A 14,366-nucleotide genomic window follows, 5' to 3' on the forward strand; every position below is an offset into this window, starting at 1 on the left:
GGGGCGTACCGGGGCTCAGCGCCTCCGATTCTGGCCCTGGCGTCCGGCCCCGGCCTCCCGGGCGGCGCGCACGGGTGAGGGGGGTTCAGCGGACGGCGCCGGGCCGGTGGACCGTCACCTCCCCGTGGGCCGAGAGCGCTGCGGGCAGGTCGACGGGGACGCCGCGCAGGGTGGCGTCCAGGAAGGACAGGGTCGCCCCGGAGGTGATCCGCGTACTCTCCGTACGCCCCGGGGTGCCGACCACGCCCGGGACCGGCGGCAGGTAGAGCGGGGCGTCGGTGAAGGTGAGGTGCGCGGCCCCGGGAACGGTCAGCCGGTAGTTCGTCGCCCCGCCGCGCTCCAGCAGCCGGGTGAGCCGGGGGAGGTAGTCCGGATCGGTGCCCGGGCCGATCTCCTGGGTCAGCGCCAGCACCGGCTGCGCGAAGCGGCCGCCGACGGGCCCGCGCGGGTAGCCGTCCAGGTCGACGACCGCGTCGAACCGGGCATCCCCGCGGGCCGCCAGGAGCGCTGCCGCACCCCCGATCGAGTGCCCGGTCGCCGCGACCCGGCCGGTGTCGAGCCGCCCGCTCAACGGCCCCTCGACCGCACCGCTCTGCACGCGCTCCAGCCGGGTGAGCACCGCCCGCAGATCCCCCGCCCGTGTGCGCGCCCACCCCTCCGCCAGCGCCTCGTCCTTCGCCGGGTCGCCGGTGGCGGTGACCCGGGTCCGGAGGGTCCGGCCGTCCGACAGGACCACGGCCGCGGAGTCGTACGGGTGGTCGAGGGCGGCCACCACGTAGCCGTGGGAGGCGAGTTCCTCGGCCCAGGCGGTGTTCTGCCCGCGCACACCCCCGAGTCCGGGGGAGAACAGCACCACGGGGAAGCGGCCTCCGCCGTCCGCGACGGGGGCGCCGGGCACCGCGTGGCTCCGGGCGCGCGGCAGCCCGTCGAGCAGGAAGCCGGGGACGCCCGAGTAGTCGGCCAGCGCCGCCGAGACCGTACGCGCCTCCGCCTCGGTCCGCCCGAGGTACGGCGCGCGTCGGGCGTCCTGCGCGGTCCGCCCCGCCGGGTACCAGAGCTGCACCACGAGCGGGCGGGACTCCGATCCCCGCCCCGCCCCGGCGGGACGCTCCCCCTTCCGGTCCGCCCCGGGCGCGCGCTCGGACCATTCCAGCGTCTGCGTGCCCACGGGGAAGCGCCCCGACGGCTCGGGGAAGTCCGGCACCGGGAACGCCCACGCGGCCACCGGCCCCGCGGCCACGAGCGCCATGAGCGCCACCGACCCCGGCAGGGCCGCCCACCACCGGGCCCGCCACGGCGTCCGGCCGGAGCGCCGTGACCGCCACGGGGCGAGCGCGAACACCGCCGCGACGGCGGCCGCCCCCACCACCGGCGCCGACTGCCAGCGCGCTCCCGCCGTGACGAGGACGGCCACCGAGCCCGCGAGCAGCGCCCCCGAGGCGAGCGCGACCGGGCCGCGCCACCGGTCGGGAAGCCAGCGGGCGACGACGAGGACGAGGGCGCCGAGCACCGTCAGGGCTTCGGCGGCGGACAGGGGCAGCCCGGTGGGTTCGGTCATGCCGCCATCGTCGGATCCGGCGAGGTCCCCGCACATCGCGCTGACGTCGCGACCGTGTGCGACCTGAGGCGCATACGGAGGGGCCGCCCGTCATCCCGTACGGGTATCCCCGGCGCCCGGACACCGGGGGCGGCCGGCCGTGGTGCGGCGTCAGCACCATCGGGGTCTTCCTCCTGCTCGCGCTGCTCGTCGGCCGGGTCCACGGGCCCGTGGACCGGGTCTTCCGAGGGCACGGCTCCTCGGCCCGGCCCCGCTGCGTGCCGCCGGGCGGCACGGTACGGTCGCCGACAGGACCCGGCGGCCGGCGCCCCCGGCCGACCGCCGTGCACGGACAGCCGGCAGAGGAGAGCCATGAGCGTCGACGACGAGTTCCGCCGCAGGATCAGGTCCGACGTCCCCCACTCGGCGCGCGTCTGGAACGCCTGGCTGGGCGGCAAGGACCACTACCCGGTGGACCGGGAGCTGGCCGAAGCGGTGAGCGCCGCCTACCCGCAGATGGCGGACATCGCCCGTGCCTCCCGCGCCTTCCAGATCAGGGCGATCCACTACCTCGCCTCGACCGGGGTGCGGCAGTTCCTCGACGTCGGCACCGGGCTCCCGGTGGCGAACAGCACGCACGAGGTGGCGCAGAGCGTCGCCCCGGAGTCGCGGATCGTCTACGTCGACAACGACCCGATCGTCCTCACCCATGCGGAAGCGTTGCTGACCAGCGCGGCCGAGGGCCGCACGGCCTACGTGGAGGCCGACCTCTCCGAGGTGGACGCGGTGGTGGACGAGGCGGCGAAGACCCTCGACCTGTCCGAGCCCGTCGCCGTGCTCCTGCTCTCGACCCTGGGGCACCTCGACCCGGCCGACGGCATCGACGTCGTACGCCGGTACCTGGCCCGGATGCCCTCGGGCAGCTTCCTGGTGCTCTGCGACACGGTGAAGACCCCGCAGACGCTGGCGGCGCAGGAGGCGTACGCGGCGGGCGACAACCCGCCCTACCTCGTCCGGGAACCGGAGGAGATCACCGGCTGCGCCGAAGGGCTGGAGCCGGTCGAACCCGGGTTCGTCCCGATCGACCGCTGGCGTCCCGAGGAGGACGACGCGGTACCGGTCGACCAATGGGGCCTCGTCGCCCGCAAGCCGTAGCCGTACGGCGGGCGGGGCGCGACTGACCGCACGAGGACGGTCGGGTCCATCGCGTGCGCCCCCGCCCGCCCTCGTGCGGTCAGTCGCCCCGCCGCCGGGCGGAGGTGTCTTCGCGGAGCCGACCGGCGTGGTGGGTGAGGGAATCCACCTGCTCGGCCAACTCACCGTGCTCCGGAGCGAGATGAGGGTGAATCGCGGTGAGGGGGGAGACCAGGGCCGCGGCGTCGTCGGTGCCGAGCGCCTGGCGGAGCCGCTCCAGTGAGGGGTCCGCCGCGGTGGGCAGGTCGGCCAGCGCCGTGATCCGGCCCGCCAGCGACCGCAGGTCCGCCGCGTTCTGCCGGGCCCACGTGGTGACCGACCGGTCGCCCGCCCTGCGGTCCCGGGTGGCCTGCACCCGCTGCTCCCCGGTGCTTCCCTCGGGGCCGGGGCGGAGCCGCAGATAGCGCCGTTCGGCAGCCTGGCGGCTGGCCACGCCCAACGGGTCGGCGAGGTCGGCCCAGCTCGCCCCCGCCGCCCGGGCCGTCTCGATCAGGCCGGTCTCCCACCCCGCGAGCTGCTCCCGCACTTCGCGCAGGAGCTGGAGGGAGGCCAGGGCCTGGGCGCGCTCCGTGGCCGGGGGCGGGTCGGAAGCCGCCTCCCCGGTGCCGACGCGCGCCTCGCGGACCGCCTCGTCGATGGTCTTGAGCGCCGCCCACGCGGCGAGGAAGGAGACGGCGTCCGGGGCGGGGCCCCGGGGCGGCTCGTGCTGGGCCGGTGCGGGCATGGGGGTCTCCTCGGAGTGCTCGGTCTTTGTCATCCTTGTGGTGACGCGGGCGGTTGTCATCGGATGGATGACATGCTACAACAGGGGCAGGTGAAAAGCGCGGGCTGTCCGCCCGAACGACCGGAGGTGTTTCCCGTCATGCTGATGCGTACCGACCCCTTCCGTGAACTCGACCGGATCACCGACCAACTCCTGCGCCCCGGCACCTGGTCGCGCCCTTCGGCGATGCCGATGGACGCGTACCGGGAAGGCGACGAGTACGTGGTGGCCTTCGATCTCCCCGGTGTGTCGCCGGAGGCGATCGACATCGATGTCGAGCGGAACATGCTGACCGTCAAGGCCGAGCGCCGGCCCGCGGTCAACGCCGACAACGTCCAGATGGAGCTGTCCGAGCGACCGCTGGGGGCCTTTTCCCGCCAGATCGTCCTCGCCGACACCCTCGACACCGAGCGGATCGACGCCGACTACGACGCGGGTGTGCTGACCCTGCGTATCCCGATCGCGGAGCGCGCCAAGCCCCGCAAGATCGCCATCGGCGGGGAGTCCCGGCGCAAGCAGCTCAAGGGCTGATCCAGGTCATCCTGATTCTTCCCCCGCTGTCCAGGTGTGACCCGCGTCCCCGCGGGCATGCGGTGAGCACCTGACCTTGCTTCACCTCGCTGCCCGCCCCCGCGCCGACTCGACGACGAGCCGCGGGGGTGGGCAGCGCATCGACACGAGCAGTACGGACGAGAAGGGCTGCCGCCACGATGATCCACGAGTCCCGGCACACCGGCGCACCGCTGGACACGACCTTTGGCCTGCTGTTGGAGAAGATCCGGTACGAGGGCGCCTACCCCACGCGGGAACGTGCCGAGGAGAGCCTGCGCGCCGTGCTGGGCGCGCTCGGCCGACAGGTCACCGGCGACGAGCGGGTCGCGCTCGCCGCGGCCCTTCCCGAGGAGGCCGCCCGCGTGTTCACCGCGGAGGTCCCGGCCGTGAAGCAGCTTCCCGGGGCCGCGTTCGTCCGCGAACTGGCCGAGCGGACCGGGGGCACCCCGGCGACCGCCCGGTGGGACGCCGGTGTGGTCCTCAGCCAGGTCGCCGCGCTGGTGGGCGACGACCTCGTCGCCGACGTGGTCAGCTGCCTCCCGCCCGGGTACGCGCTCCTCTTCGGCCGCGCGGAACTCCTCGCCCAGGCGGCCTGATCCGAAGGCTTCGCGGCGGCCCGGACGCCGGGCCGCCGCGAAGCCGTGCGGTGGGGGCGGGTCCGCCGCCTCGGGGTCCATGGCTGCGGCCCGGAACGGTGCCGCACCCGCCCTTCGAGTGCGGCCCGCTCCGTCCCGCAGGCTCCCTTCGGCCCCCGGCCGTCCCCTGCGTGGTCCGGCCGGGCCTGCGCAGCTGAACAGGGCCCCCGGCGGGGAGGCTAGGGAGAGGGTTGCCGGCGGATCGTCACCGGCTCGGTCTCCGCGTGGTTGTGCCGCCGCGCCCAGTTCTCCAGGGCGATCCGGCAGGCGTGGTCGAGGTGGCGCACCTCGGTCAGGTCCAGCTCGATGGGCTGATCCTGCGGGAGCTTCTCCACCTGCTCCAGGATGCGGGGCAAGCGCAGGAAGGTGGCGTTCCCGGTGAGGGTCACCACCACCCGGCCGCCGGTCAGCTCATGGGTGGTGAGCTGGACGTGCGAGGTCTCCCAGGCCGACTTGACCACCGCGAGCAGCAGGCCGAGCACCACCCCTTCGAAGAGGTTGGTCACCACGATGGCGATCGCGGTGACCGCCAGCAGCACGGCCTCCCCGCGGTGTTCGCGCCACAGCGGCCCGAACTCCTTGGCGGGCACCAGCTTGCACCCGGCGTGCACGAGGATTCCGGCGAGCGAGGCCAGCGGGATGATCCCGACGGCGGCGGGCAGCAGGGCGGCGAACAGCAGCAGCCACAGCCCGTGGGCGACCCGCGAGAGAGCGGTGGTCGCCCCGGCCTGGACGTTGGTGGCGCTGCGCACGATGACCGCGGTCATCGGCAGTGCCCCGAGCGCCCCGCAGAGGGTGTTGCCGACGCCCTGGGCCACCAGCTCCTTGTCGTAGTCGGTGCGGGGCCCGTCATGCATCCGGTCGACGGCCGCCGCGCTGAACAGGCTCTCCGCCGAGGCGATCAGGGCGAAGGCCAGCACGGTGCCGATGACCGCCACGTCGGCGAGCCGGGCGAACTCCGCCCCGCCGGGGAGGTCGACGGCGTGCAGCAGCCCGTTCACATCGGCCACCGCGGGCCGCAGCCCGGCCAGAAAGGCGACCGCGGTGGCCAGGGCGACCGCTGCGAGGGGAGCGGGGACGGTGCGGACGGCGGCGGGGAGCTTCGGCCACACCAGCAGTACGGCGATCGTGCCGGCGCCCAGGCCGAAGGCGGTCAGGGCCTCCTGGTTGGTGACGATGTCGACGGCGAGGCCGGGGAGCCCGGCCAGCTTGGCAAGGCCGCTGCCCGGCTGTTCGATGTCGGCCATGGCGTACACCTGGCCGAGCACGATGATCAGGCCGATGCCGGCGAGCATGCCCTGCACCACGGAGACGGAGATGGCGCGGAACCAGCGGCCGAAGCGCGCCAGGCCGAGCACCACCTGGAGGAGCCCGGCGGCGAGCACGATCGGGCCGAGCGTGCTGAGGCCGAACTCCTGGACCGCTTCGAAGACGAGGACGGTGAGTCCGGCGGCGGGGCCGCTGACCTGGAGTTTACTGCCCGGCAGCAGGCCGACGACGAGCCCGCCGACGATGCCGGTGACCAGGCCCAGTTCGGCCGGGACGCCGGAGGCGACGGCGATGCCGACGCAGAGCGGCAGGGCGACGAGGAAGACGACGAGGGAGGCCAGCAGGTCCCGTCGTACGACGTGGGGGTTCTTGAGTTCCTTCGCGGAGATCACGGTGGTTTCCCTTGCGGTTACGGTCGTGCCCGGCCTGGGCCGGGCCTGCGAGCGTGGGGGGAGGGAAAACCGTCAAAGGCGGGCGAACTCGGTCCCGCGCTCCGGCCGGTGGACGCTGACGGAACCGGTGTGCACTTCGTAGTACCAGGCGTGCAGGCCGAGGGAGCCGTCCGCGATCCGCTCGCGCACCGCGGGGTAGCCGCGCAGGGTGTCGAGCTGGGCGAGGACGTGGGCCTGCACCGCGCCGGGCAGGTCGCCCGCGCCGGCGGGGGGTGTACAACCCTCCGAGGAGTGCGCCAGCCAGTGGCGGACGGCGGGCATGGCGGAGAGGTCGTCCCCGCGGAGGATCGCACCCACCGCGCCGCAGTGGGAGTGGCCGCAGACGATGATGTCGCGCACCTGGAGCATGCGCAGCGCGTACTCGATGGTGGCGGCTTCGCCGGTGGGCCGGTCCTCGGTCGGGTAGGGCGGAACGATGTTCCCCGCGGTGCGGAGTTCGAAGAGCTGGCCCGGGCGGGCGCCGGTGATCAGAGAGGGGACGACCCGTGAGTCCGAGCACGTGACGAAGAGTGCTTCGGGGGTCTGGCCGTCCGCGAGGCGTTCGAAGTCCTTTGCGTTCGCGGCGACGTGCTCGGTGAATGTGCGGGCGTGTTCTACGAGGGATTGCATGGTGGCCTGCCTCCTGCATCCGGTGGTACCGGGGAGCGGTGTGGTCGGGTCATATTGACGAATGAGCTGTTTGTATCCGCATGAATGTTCGGAAGAGGAGGGGTGTTTCACCTGCGGTTTGCCGCACGGCAGCCGTCAGGGGAAGCGCTCCGGCCGCTCCTCGCGGATACGACTGCACCTGAGCATATAGACCAGGACTTTGCTATCGCATTACCTTCTTGAAAATGACCGCGAATGCGCCACCCAAGTCATTCATTCGGCTTGATCTTTGTGATAGCCAATGGGTGGCGCGTGCCGGAAGTGAAGGCTGCGACGGCAGGTGCGAGGACCGGGTGGAAGGCCGGGCGCGGCGACCGTGCGGAGGGCGGGGCGGCGGGGCGGCGACCGTACGGAGGGCGGGGCGGCGACCGTACGGGCCTCGGCCGCGGCGCCCGCGCCGAGCCCGGACGCGACGGCCGCACGGACTTCAGGCGCGACGGCCGTGCAGGAAGAGGTGCGGCTCGGGCGCGCCCGCCGGGTGGTCCGGAGTGAACAGGGCGCTGTGCTCCCACTCCAGGGCGACCCCCGCCCGCGCGACGAGGGCGGAGAACTCCTCCGCTCCGAAGCTGGAGACGCGGACCGGCTGTCCCATGAACACCGCGTCGACGCCCTCGGCGTCCACCGGCACCGTCGCGACCACGAACAGGCCGCCGGGCCGCAGCGACCGGACGAGCCGTTCCACCGACTCCCTCTGCTCGTGGCGCTCCATCTGGAGCAGCGAGAAGTACACGCAGACCGCGTCGAACTCCCCCTCGGCCAGAGGGAGATCACGCATGTCCGCACACCGGAACTCGGCCTCGGGCACCTGCCGGGCCGCCAGCGCGGTCATCACCGGCGACACGTCGACGCCCAGCACCCGGTGCCCCGCCTCCGCCAGGGTCCGCGCCGTGGGCCGCCCCGTCCCGCTGCCCACGTCCAGCACCCGGCTCGCCGGGGCGAGATCCGCCAGCAGCCGCTCCAGCGACGCGCGGTGGGCGGCCGATCCGGCGAAGGCCCGCTCGTACTCCGCGCCCAGTACGTCGAACACCGCTGCGGCCGCCGGGACGCGCCCTCCGCCCGACGGCCCCTGCCCCTCCCGGGACTTCCCGCTGTCACCGCTCACCTGGCTGTCACCCATCGTGGCGATCCCTCCGTGCTCCGGCGGCCCGGCCGGCGTCCGCGCGCCCGGCCGCTGTGAGCGTCCCCGTACGCCCGCCTGAGTATGCCCGGCCCGCGCCCCTGAGTACGTTCCCCGATGTTCCGGCCGCCCCGGCCGCGGTTCGATGCCCGTATGACCTCCGAAGCGCCGCGCCGCCCCACCGTCCAGCACGTCACCACCGCCGGGACCGCCCTGGCCGTCGCGCTGCTCCCGCTCGTGGTCGGCGTCCTGCTGGCCAAGACCCTGGCGGCGGATCCGATGACCCCGGTGAACGCGCTCCTGACCAACGGCGGCCACCGGCCCCGGGTCTCTCCGAAGGAGTGGCGCAGGTGCGGCGGTCACGCACTGCGGCGGCTGCGCACCGCCGAACGGGGTCCTCTCGTCCGCGCCGCCGGGCGCTGAGCCGGCGCCGTGCGGCCGGGCCCCGGCCGCACGGCGCCGGCTCAGGTGCGTGCGCCGGTCAGCAGACCGGCTGGACCGGCCGCTCCCCGTCCGACGAGGGCCGCGCGAACTGGGTGCGGTACAGCTCCGCGTACCTCCCCCCGGCTGCCAGGAGCTCGGTGTGGGTGCCGTCCTCGACGATCCGGCCCGCCTCCACGACGAGGATCCGGTCGGCCGCCCGGACGGTCGAGAGCCGGTGGGCGATCACCAGTGCGGTCCGGCCCGCCAGCGCCTCGGCCAGCGCCTCCTGCACGGCCGCCTCCGACGTGGTGTCCAGATGCGCCGTCGCCTCGTCCAGGATCACGACCCGCTGACGGGCCAGCAGCAGCCGCGCGATGGTGAGCCGCTGGCGCTCCCCGCCGGAGAGCCGGTAGCCGCGCTCGCCGACCACCGTGTCGAGCCCGTCGGGCAGGGAGGCGATCAGGCCGTCGAGCCGGGAGCGGCGCAGCGCGTCCCAGATGTCGTCCTCGGAGGCGTCGGGCCGGGCGATCAGCAGGTTGGCGCGTACCGATTCATGGAAGAGGTGCCCGTCCTGGGTGACCATGCCGAGGGTGTCCCTGATCGAGGCGGCGCTCAGATCGCGCACGTCGACCCCGTTCAGCCGTACGGTTCCCGCGTCCGCGTCGTACAGCCGGGGCAGCAACTGCGCGATCGTCGACTTGCCCGCGCCGGACGATCCGACCAGCGCGACCGTCTGGCCCGGTTCGGCGCGGAAGGAGACCTGGTGCAGCACCGGGACGCCGCCCCGGTCGTCGAGCGTGGCGACCTCCTCCAGCGAGGCGAGGGAGACCTTGTCGGCGGAGGGGTAGCCGAAGGACACCTCCTCGAACTCGACGGAGACCGGGCCCTCGGGCACCGGGCGGGCGTCCGGCTTCTGCTCGATCAGCGGCTTCAGGTCCAGGATCTCGAAGACCCGCTCGAAGCTGACGAGCGCGCTCATCACCTCGACCCGCGCCCCGGCCAGGGCGGTGAGCGGGGCGTACAGCCGGGTCAGCAGCAGCGCCAGCGCCACCACGGCCCCCGGCTCCAGGCTGCCGCGCAGGGCGTAGAAGCCGCCGAGTCCGTAGACCAGGGCCAGCGCCAGGGCGGAGACCAGGGTGAGGGCGGTGGTGAACGCCGACTGGGCCACGGCGGTACGGACGCCGATGTCGCGCACCCGGTCGGCGCGGGCGGCGAACTCGGCCGACTCGTCGGCCGGCCGCCCGAACAGCTTGACGAGCGTCGCGCCGGGCGCGGAGAACCGCTCGGTCATCTGGGTGCCCATCGCCGCGTTGTGGTCGGCCGCCTCCCGCTGGAGCCCCGCCATCCGGGCTCCCATACGGCGGGCCGGCACGACGAACACCGGGAGCAGCACCAGGGCGAGGAGGGTGATCTGCCAGGAGATGGTGATCATCACCGCGAGGGTCAGCAGCAGCGTGACGAGGTTGGAGACGACGCCGGAGAGCGTGTTGCTGAAGGCCCGCTGCGCGCCGATCACGTCGTTGTTGAGCCGGCTCACCAGGGCTCCCGTCCGGGTCCGGGTGAAGAAGGCGATCGGCATCTTCTGCACATGGTCGAAGACGGCGGTCCGCAGGTCCAGGATCAGCCCCTCGCCCAGCGTCGCCGACAGCCGGCGGACGAGCAGGCCGAGCCCGGCCTCCACGACGGCGATGAGCGCGATGAGGAGGGCGAGCCGGGTGACCGTGCCGGTGGCCTCGCCCTTCACGATCGCGTCGACGACCTTCCCGGCCAGCACCGGGGTGGCCACCGCGAGGAGCGCGGTCACCACGCTCAGCAGGAGGAAGCGGTAGATCCGTCGCCGGTGGGGCCGGGCGAAGCGCAGGATGCGCCGCAACGCCTCCCGCGAGAACGGCCGGCGGTCCTGCTGGGCGTTCATCGCGCTGTACAGCGAATGCCACGCCGTGACTTCCATGTCCATGGGACGCTCCGAAGGGTGGCGGCCCCCGGTTCCCCGAGGGCCTGCGGATCCCGCGGGCCGACGGGCCCCGGGTTCACTCGGAACGTTAGAACCAAAAGTTTGGTTGAGGTCAAGGCCGTGCCGGGCGGGTCGGCGGGCGCTCCCGGCCGGTCGGAGCGGTCGCACGGGGCTGGCATGATCGAGGGATGAACGAGAGCATCATCGCCGCGTGTGACGGAGCGTCGAAGGGCAATCCGGGTCCGGCCGCCTGGGCGTGGGTCGTGGCCGACGCGCAGGGGAGCCCGGTGCGCTGGGAAGCGGGCCCGCTCGGCGTCGCGACGAACAACGTCGCCGAACTCACCGCTCTGGCCGAGCTGCTGGAGTCCGTCGAACCGGCGGCGCGCGTCGAGGTGCGGATGGACTCGCAGTACGCCATGAACGCGGTGACCAAGTGGCTGCCGGGCTGGAAGCGCAACGGCTGGAAGACCTCCGGCGGCAAGCCCGTCGCCAACCGTGAGCTGGTCACCCGGATCGACGCCCTGCTCGTCGACCGCTCGGTGACGTTCCGCTACGTGCCCGCCCACCGGGTGGACGGCGATCCGCTCAACGCGATCGCGGACCAGGCGGCCGACGAGGTGGCCCTCACCCAGCTTCCGGCCGGTACGGCGCACGGCGCGACGGTCCTGCCGGTGCCCGCCCCCGCACGGGCCACCAAGGGGCGCGCGGGGGATTCCGGGGCGTCCGGCGCCGGCGCGAAGGGGAGGAGCGCCGGGGGCGCGTCCCGGGGCGGGCGGTCCGCCGGCACGATCAAGGCCCGCTTCGCCGGGCGGTGCCACTGCGGTCGGCCGTACGCGGCCAAGGAGCCGATCGCCAAGAACCCGAACGGCTGGGGCCACCCGGAGTGCCGTACCGCTACCGCCTGATCACGCGGCTCCCGGGGGCGGGCTACGGCTGTGCCCGGGGGAGGCCGGGGCCGCTCGGAAGGCGGCGGGGCCGGGAAGGCCCGGGAGGCCCGCGGGGGCTGGGGTCTGGACGCGGTGAGGAGCTCAGAGATCGGCCCAGACGAGCCGGCCCGCCAGGGCGGCACGGGTGCCCCAGCGGGCCGCCAGCGCGTCGACGAGCAGGAGACCCCGGCCGTCCTCGGTGAGGCGGTCGAGCGCGTCCTCGGCTTCGAGGTCGGCTGCGGCCGGGGCCTTCCCGACCGGCAGGCCGGCGGAGTCGGCCGGTGACGCCGGCGCCGGAATCCGGGCCCGGCCCCGGTTCCACACGCAGATGCGCACGCCCTCGGCAGAGCGCAGGAGGCGGCAGCGGACGTGCCGGGTGCTGGTGTGCTGCACGGCGTTGGCGACCAGTTCGGTCATGATCAGAGCCGCCGCATCGATCCGGTCAGCTGGTTCGCCCCAGTCCCGCATGGCTTCCTGAACCCGGTGGCGGGCCTCGGGGACGCCCCCGGGGAGACGGGGTACCGACCAGCTGTGCGCCCCCTGGGCGTCTCGGACGCTTCCGTCATCGGAAGCACGTTCCGCGCAACTGCCTATTTCCGACATGTATGCACTCTCGGCGCAAAACGCGTACTTTGCAAGCGGCAGAGTGTGCAACGCCCCGTACCGGGGCCCGACGAAGAAGGTTTCCGCATGCGAGCGCGGTCCGGCCCCACGGTGGAACACCGCGTCCTCGCCGTCCGCCTCCGGCGGCTGCGCGAGCGCGCCGGGGTCAGCCTGCGAGCCGCCGCGGAGGCGCTGGACGCCCACCCCGCCACCGTCCGGCGCATCGAACGCGCCGAGACCGGACTCGACGCCCGGCAGGTCAGCGAACTGCTGCGCTGCTACGGCGTGCCGGCCGCCGTGGCCGGGCCCATCATGGCCGGCCTCTCCGCCGCCAACCTGCCCGGCTGGTGGCACCGGTGGCGGGACGAGATGGAGGGCTGGCAGCAGGAGATCATCGGCGTGGAGTCCTCGGCCGGCCTCGTCCGCACCTGGCACCCGGCCCTCGTTCCCGAACTGCTGCGCACCCCCGCCTACGCCGCCGCCCTCTACCGCGCCCAGTACCCGGACGACGGCCCCGCCCGCCGGGAACGCCGCGTCGAACTGCTGGAGGAGCGCCGCCGCCGCCTGGGCGAGCGGGGGGCCGCTCTGTGGGCCCTGTTCCCCGCAGCGGCCCTCCACACCCGGGTCGGCGACCGGGGGACCATGGAAGGGCAGCGGGCCGCCCTGGCCGAGGCGATGAAGGAACAGCACATCACCGTCCAGGTGGTGCCGCTGGACCATCCGCCGCACCCCCTGACCGGAGTACCGGCCCTGCACATCCTGCGGGTGCCCGTGCCCGAGATCGGCGACCGGGCGGTGTTGGAGACCCCGGGCGTGCGGGTCGACCTCGTCGACGACCCCGACGCCGTCACGGCCCACCGCATCCGGCTGGACGCCGCGTGCGCCGCCGCCCCCGGCCCCGGCACCCCGCTGCCGGGGTGAGCCGGGACGGGGCCCGCCCTCCCTGCCGGGACGCGGCCCGCCCCCGTCGCCCGGACGGCGGTCGTCCCGGCCCTCGGGATGCGGACCGCCCCGGCTCCGTCCAGCGTGGGGGAGTGGTGCAGCCGCGCAGAGTCAAGTGGATCCCGGCGGGGATCGTCGTGCTGGGCGTCGTCCTGGATCTGGTGACGCCGGCGGGGGTCACCTCCGCACCCCTCCTGATGGCCGCCCCCGTCGCCGCCGCGTCCCTGCTCGCTCCGCCCGGCATCATCGCGATCGGCGCCCTCGCCATGGCCGTCCACGCGGGCCTCGCCTGGTTCGACGGCACCTTCGGCTGGCAGCGGGGCGTCGCCAACCAGCTCACCCTTCTGGCCGTAACCGTGCTGGCCGTCCTGATCAACCGCGCCCTGGAGGGGCGGGACGCCCGGACCCGGCGAGCCCGGGAGATCGCCGCCGTGGCCCAGAGCGCGGTCCTGCCCCGGCCCCCCTCGCGCATCGGCGAGCTGCGGATCGCCGCCCGTTACGTGCCCGCCGAGGACGAGGCCGTGATCGGCGGCGACCTCTACGTCGTCCAGGACACTCCGCACGGGGTCCGCGTGATGGTCGGGGACGTACGCGGCAAGGGCCTGGGCGCGGTGAGCGCGGTCTGCGCGGACCTGGGGGCGTTCCGGTACGCGGCGGACGAGGCGGAGGACCTGCCCGGACTGGTGGCCGCGCTGGAGCGGGCGCTGCTGCGCGAGGGCGCCCGGCGCGGCGGCCAGGAGCAGGAGGAGGGGTTCACCACCGCGCTGATCGCCGAGTTCGCCGACGGCCTGGACGCCGTCCGGGTGGTCAACCGGGGGCACCCGCCCCCGGTACTGCTGGACGCCGAGGGGCGGGCGGCCCTCCTCGAACCGTCCGAGGAGTCGCCCCCGCTCGGCATGAGCGCTCTGGGGGCCTGGTCGTCGCCGGTGGACACGTTCCCCTTCCCGCCCGGGGCCACCCTCGTCTGCTACACGGACGGGGTCACCGAGGCCCGCGACGAGTCCGGGGTCTTCTACGACGCGGCCGCCCGGCTGCCGCGGCTCGTCCGCCACCGGACCCCGGCCGGCGCCCCGGCCACCCCGGCGCAGCTCCTCCAACTGCTGATCGAGGACGTCGGGCGCCACACCGGCGGCCGGATCCAGGACGACCAGGCGCTCCTCGCCCTGCACCGCCCGGCACGGAACGACCGGTCCTCCGGGGCGACGGCGTACGGATGACGGAGGACCCGGCCTTGCCCACCGGGGATCCCGTCCGGGGCCGGGCGGGGCGGCACAGGGCAGGGGCGACCAGCGTGCCCCTTCCCTCCGGGGGTGGCCGAGTCCGGTAGGGAGGCGGCCGGATGGACGCCGCG

14 protein-coding genes are annotated in these 14,366 nt (G+C 74.5%); 7 read left to right on the forward strand and 7 right to left on the reverse strand.

Features of this window, described 5'->3' with window-relative positions:
- Positions 1–85: 85 nt before the first annotated feature.
- The gene (locus tag ACH4K1_RS23995) at positions 86–1,558 is read right to left on the reverse strand and encodes an alpha/beta hydrolase family protein (protein ID WP_398091396.1); all 1,473 of its coding nucleotides are present in this window, start codon (positions 1,556–1,558) and stop codon (positions 86–88) included.
- 351 nt (positions 1,559–1,909) lie between these two features.
- Here ACH4K1_RS23995 and ACH4K1_RS24000 point away from each other — a divergent pair, with 351 nt between their 5' ends.
- A complete protein-coding gene (locus ACH4K1_RS24000) occupies positions 1,910–2,692 on the forward strand; it encodes an SAM-dependent methyltransferase (protein WP_398091398.1) in 783 nt (260 codons plus the stop codon).
- A 79-nt stretch (positions 2,693–2,771) separates the two neighbouring features.
- Here the strand turns inward: ACH4K1_RS24000 and ACH4K1_RS24005 are convergent, their stop codons facing one another.
- Complete coding sequence (locus ACH4K1_RS24005; RefSeq protein WP_398091400.1) at positions 2,772–3,455, reverse strand: HSP18 transcriptional regulator; 684 nt, start codon at positions 3,453–3,455, stop codon at positions 2,772–2,774.
- Between the two features lie 138 nt (positions 3,456–3,593).
- On the opposite strand from ACH4K1_RS24005, the gene ACH4K1_RS24010 reads away from it, so the two are divergent.
- The gene (locus ACH4K1_RS24010; protein ID WP_228992111.1) at positions 3,594–4,025 is read left to right on the forward strand and encodes an Hsp20/alpha crystallin family protein; all 432 of its coding nucleotides are present in this window, start codon (positions 3,594–3,596) and stop codon (positions 4,023–4,025) included.
- A gap of 179 nt (positions 4,026–4,204) precedes the next feature.
- Positions 4,205–4,642, forward strand: coding sequence for a DUF2267 domain-containing protein (locus tag ACH4K1_RS24015; RefSeq protein WP_398091401.1), 438 nt, complete (start codon positions 4,205–4,207; stop codon positions 4,640–4,642).
- A gap of 218 nt (positions 4,643–4,860) precedes the next feature.
- Here the strand turns inward: ACH4K1_RS24015 and ACH4K1_RS24020 are convergent, their stop codons facing one another.
- The 3 genes from ACH4K1_RS24020 to ACH4K1_RS24030 form a co-directional block, all read right to left on the reverse strand.
- Complete coding sequence (locus ACH4K1_RS24020) at positions 4,861–6,342, reverse strand: SulP family inorganic anion transporter (protein ID WP_398091402.1); 1,482 nt, start codon at positions 6,340–6,342, stop codon at positions 4,861–4,863.
- Positions 6,343–6,414: 72 nt separating this feature from the next.
- Entirely contained in the window at positions 6,415–7,011 is a 597-nt protein-coding gene (locus ACH4K1_RS24025; RefSeq protein WP_398091404.1) for a carbonic anhydrase, read from the reverse strand.
- Positions 7,012–7,477: 466 nt separating this feature from the next.
- Positions 7,478–8,167 (reverse strand): class I SAM-dependent methyltransferase, encoded by a 690-nt coding sequence (locus ACH4K1_RS24030; RefSeq protein WP_398091406.1) that lies wholly within the window; start codon positions 8,165–8,167, stop codon positions 7,478–7,480.
- Positions 8,168–8,320: 153 nt separating this feature from the next.
- Here ACH4K1_RS24030 and ACH4K1_RS24035 point away from each other — a divergent pair, with 153 nt between their 5' ends.
- Complete coding sequence (locus ACH4K1_RS24035; protein WP_398091407.1) at positions 8,321–8,590, forward strand: hypothetical protein; 270 nt, start codon at positions 8,321–8,323, stop codon at positions 8,588–8,590.
- 58 nt (positions 8,591–8,648) lie between these two features.
- Here the strand turns inward: ACH4K1_RS24035 and ACH4K1_RS24040 are convergent, their stop codons facing one another.
- Positions 8,649–10,547 carry an ABC transporter ATP-binding protein gene (locus ACH4K1_RS24040; RefSeq protein WP_398091408.1) on the reverse strand — a complete coding sequence of 633 codons (1,899 nt, stop codon included), beginning with the start codon at positions 10,545–10,547 and terminating at the stop codon, positions 8,649–8,651.
- Positions 10,548–10,732: 185 nt separating this feature from the next.
- Here ACH4K1_RS24040 and ACH4K1_RS24045 point away from each other — a divergent pair, with 185 nt between their 5' ends.
- The gene (locus ACH4K1_RS24045; protein WP_398091410.1) at positions 10,733–11,449 is read left to right on the forward strand and encodes a ribonuclease H; all 717 of its coding nucleotides are present in this window, start codon (positions 10,733–10,735) and stop codon (positions 11,447–11,449) included.
- A gap of 123 nt (positions 11,450–11,572) precedes the next feature.
- Here ACH4K1_RS24045 and ACH4K1_RS24050 read toward each other — a convergent pair whose 3' ends face one another.
- Positions 11,573–11,938, reverse strand: a complete 366-nt coding sequence (locus tag ACH4K1_RS24050) for an ATP-binding protein (protein WP_398091411.1) — start codon at positions 11,936–11,938, stop codon at positions 11,573–11,575.
- Between the two features lie 222 nt (positions 11,939–12,160).
- Here ACH4K1_RS24050 and ACH4K1_RS24055 point away from each other — a divergent pair, with 222 nt between their 5' ends.
- Together ACH4K1_RS24055 and ACH4K1_RS24060 are read left to right on the forward strand one after the other, a co-directional pair.
- Positions 12,161–12,994 (forward strand): Scr1 family TA system antitoxin-like transcriptional regulator, encoded by an 834-nt coding sequence (locus ACH4K1_RS24055; RefSeq protein WP_398091412.1) that lies wholly within the window; start codon positions 12,161–12,163, stop codon positions 12,992–12,994.
- 113 nt (positions 12,995–13,107) lie between these two features.
- On the forward strand, positions 13,108–14,232 hold the full coding sequence (locus ACH4K1_RS24060; RefSeq protein ID WP_398091413.1) for a PP2C family protein-serine/threonine phosphatase: 1,125 nt from the start codon (positions 13,108–13,110) through the stop codon (positions 14,230–14,232).
- Positions 14,233–14,366: the final 134 nt, after the last annotated feature.

Source organism: Streptomyces sp. NPDC017448, from assembly GCF_044330565.1.
In the GTDB taxonomy this organism is placed as follows: domain Bacteria; phylum Actinomycetota; class Actinomycetes; order Streptomycetales; family Streptomycetaceae; genus Streptomyces.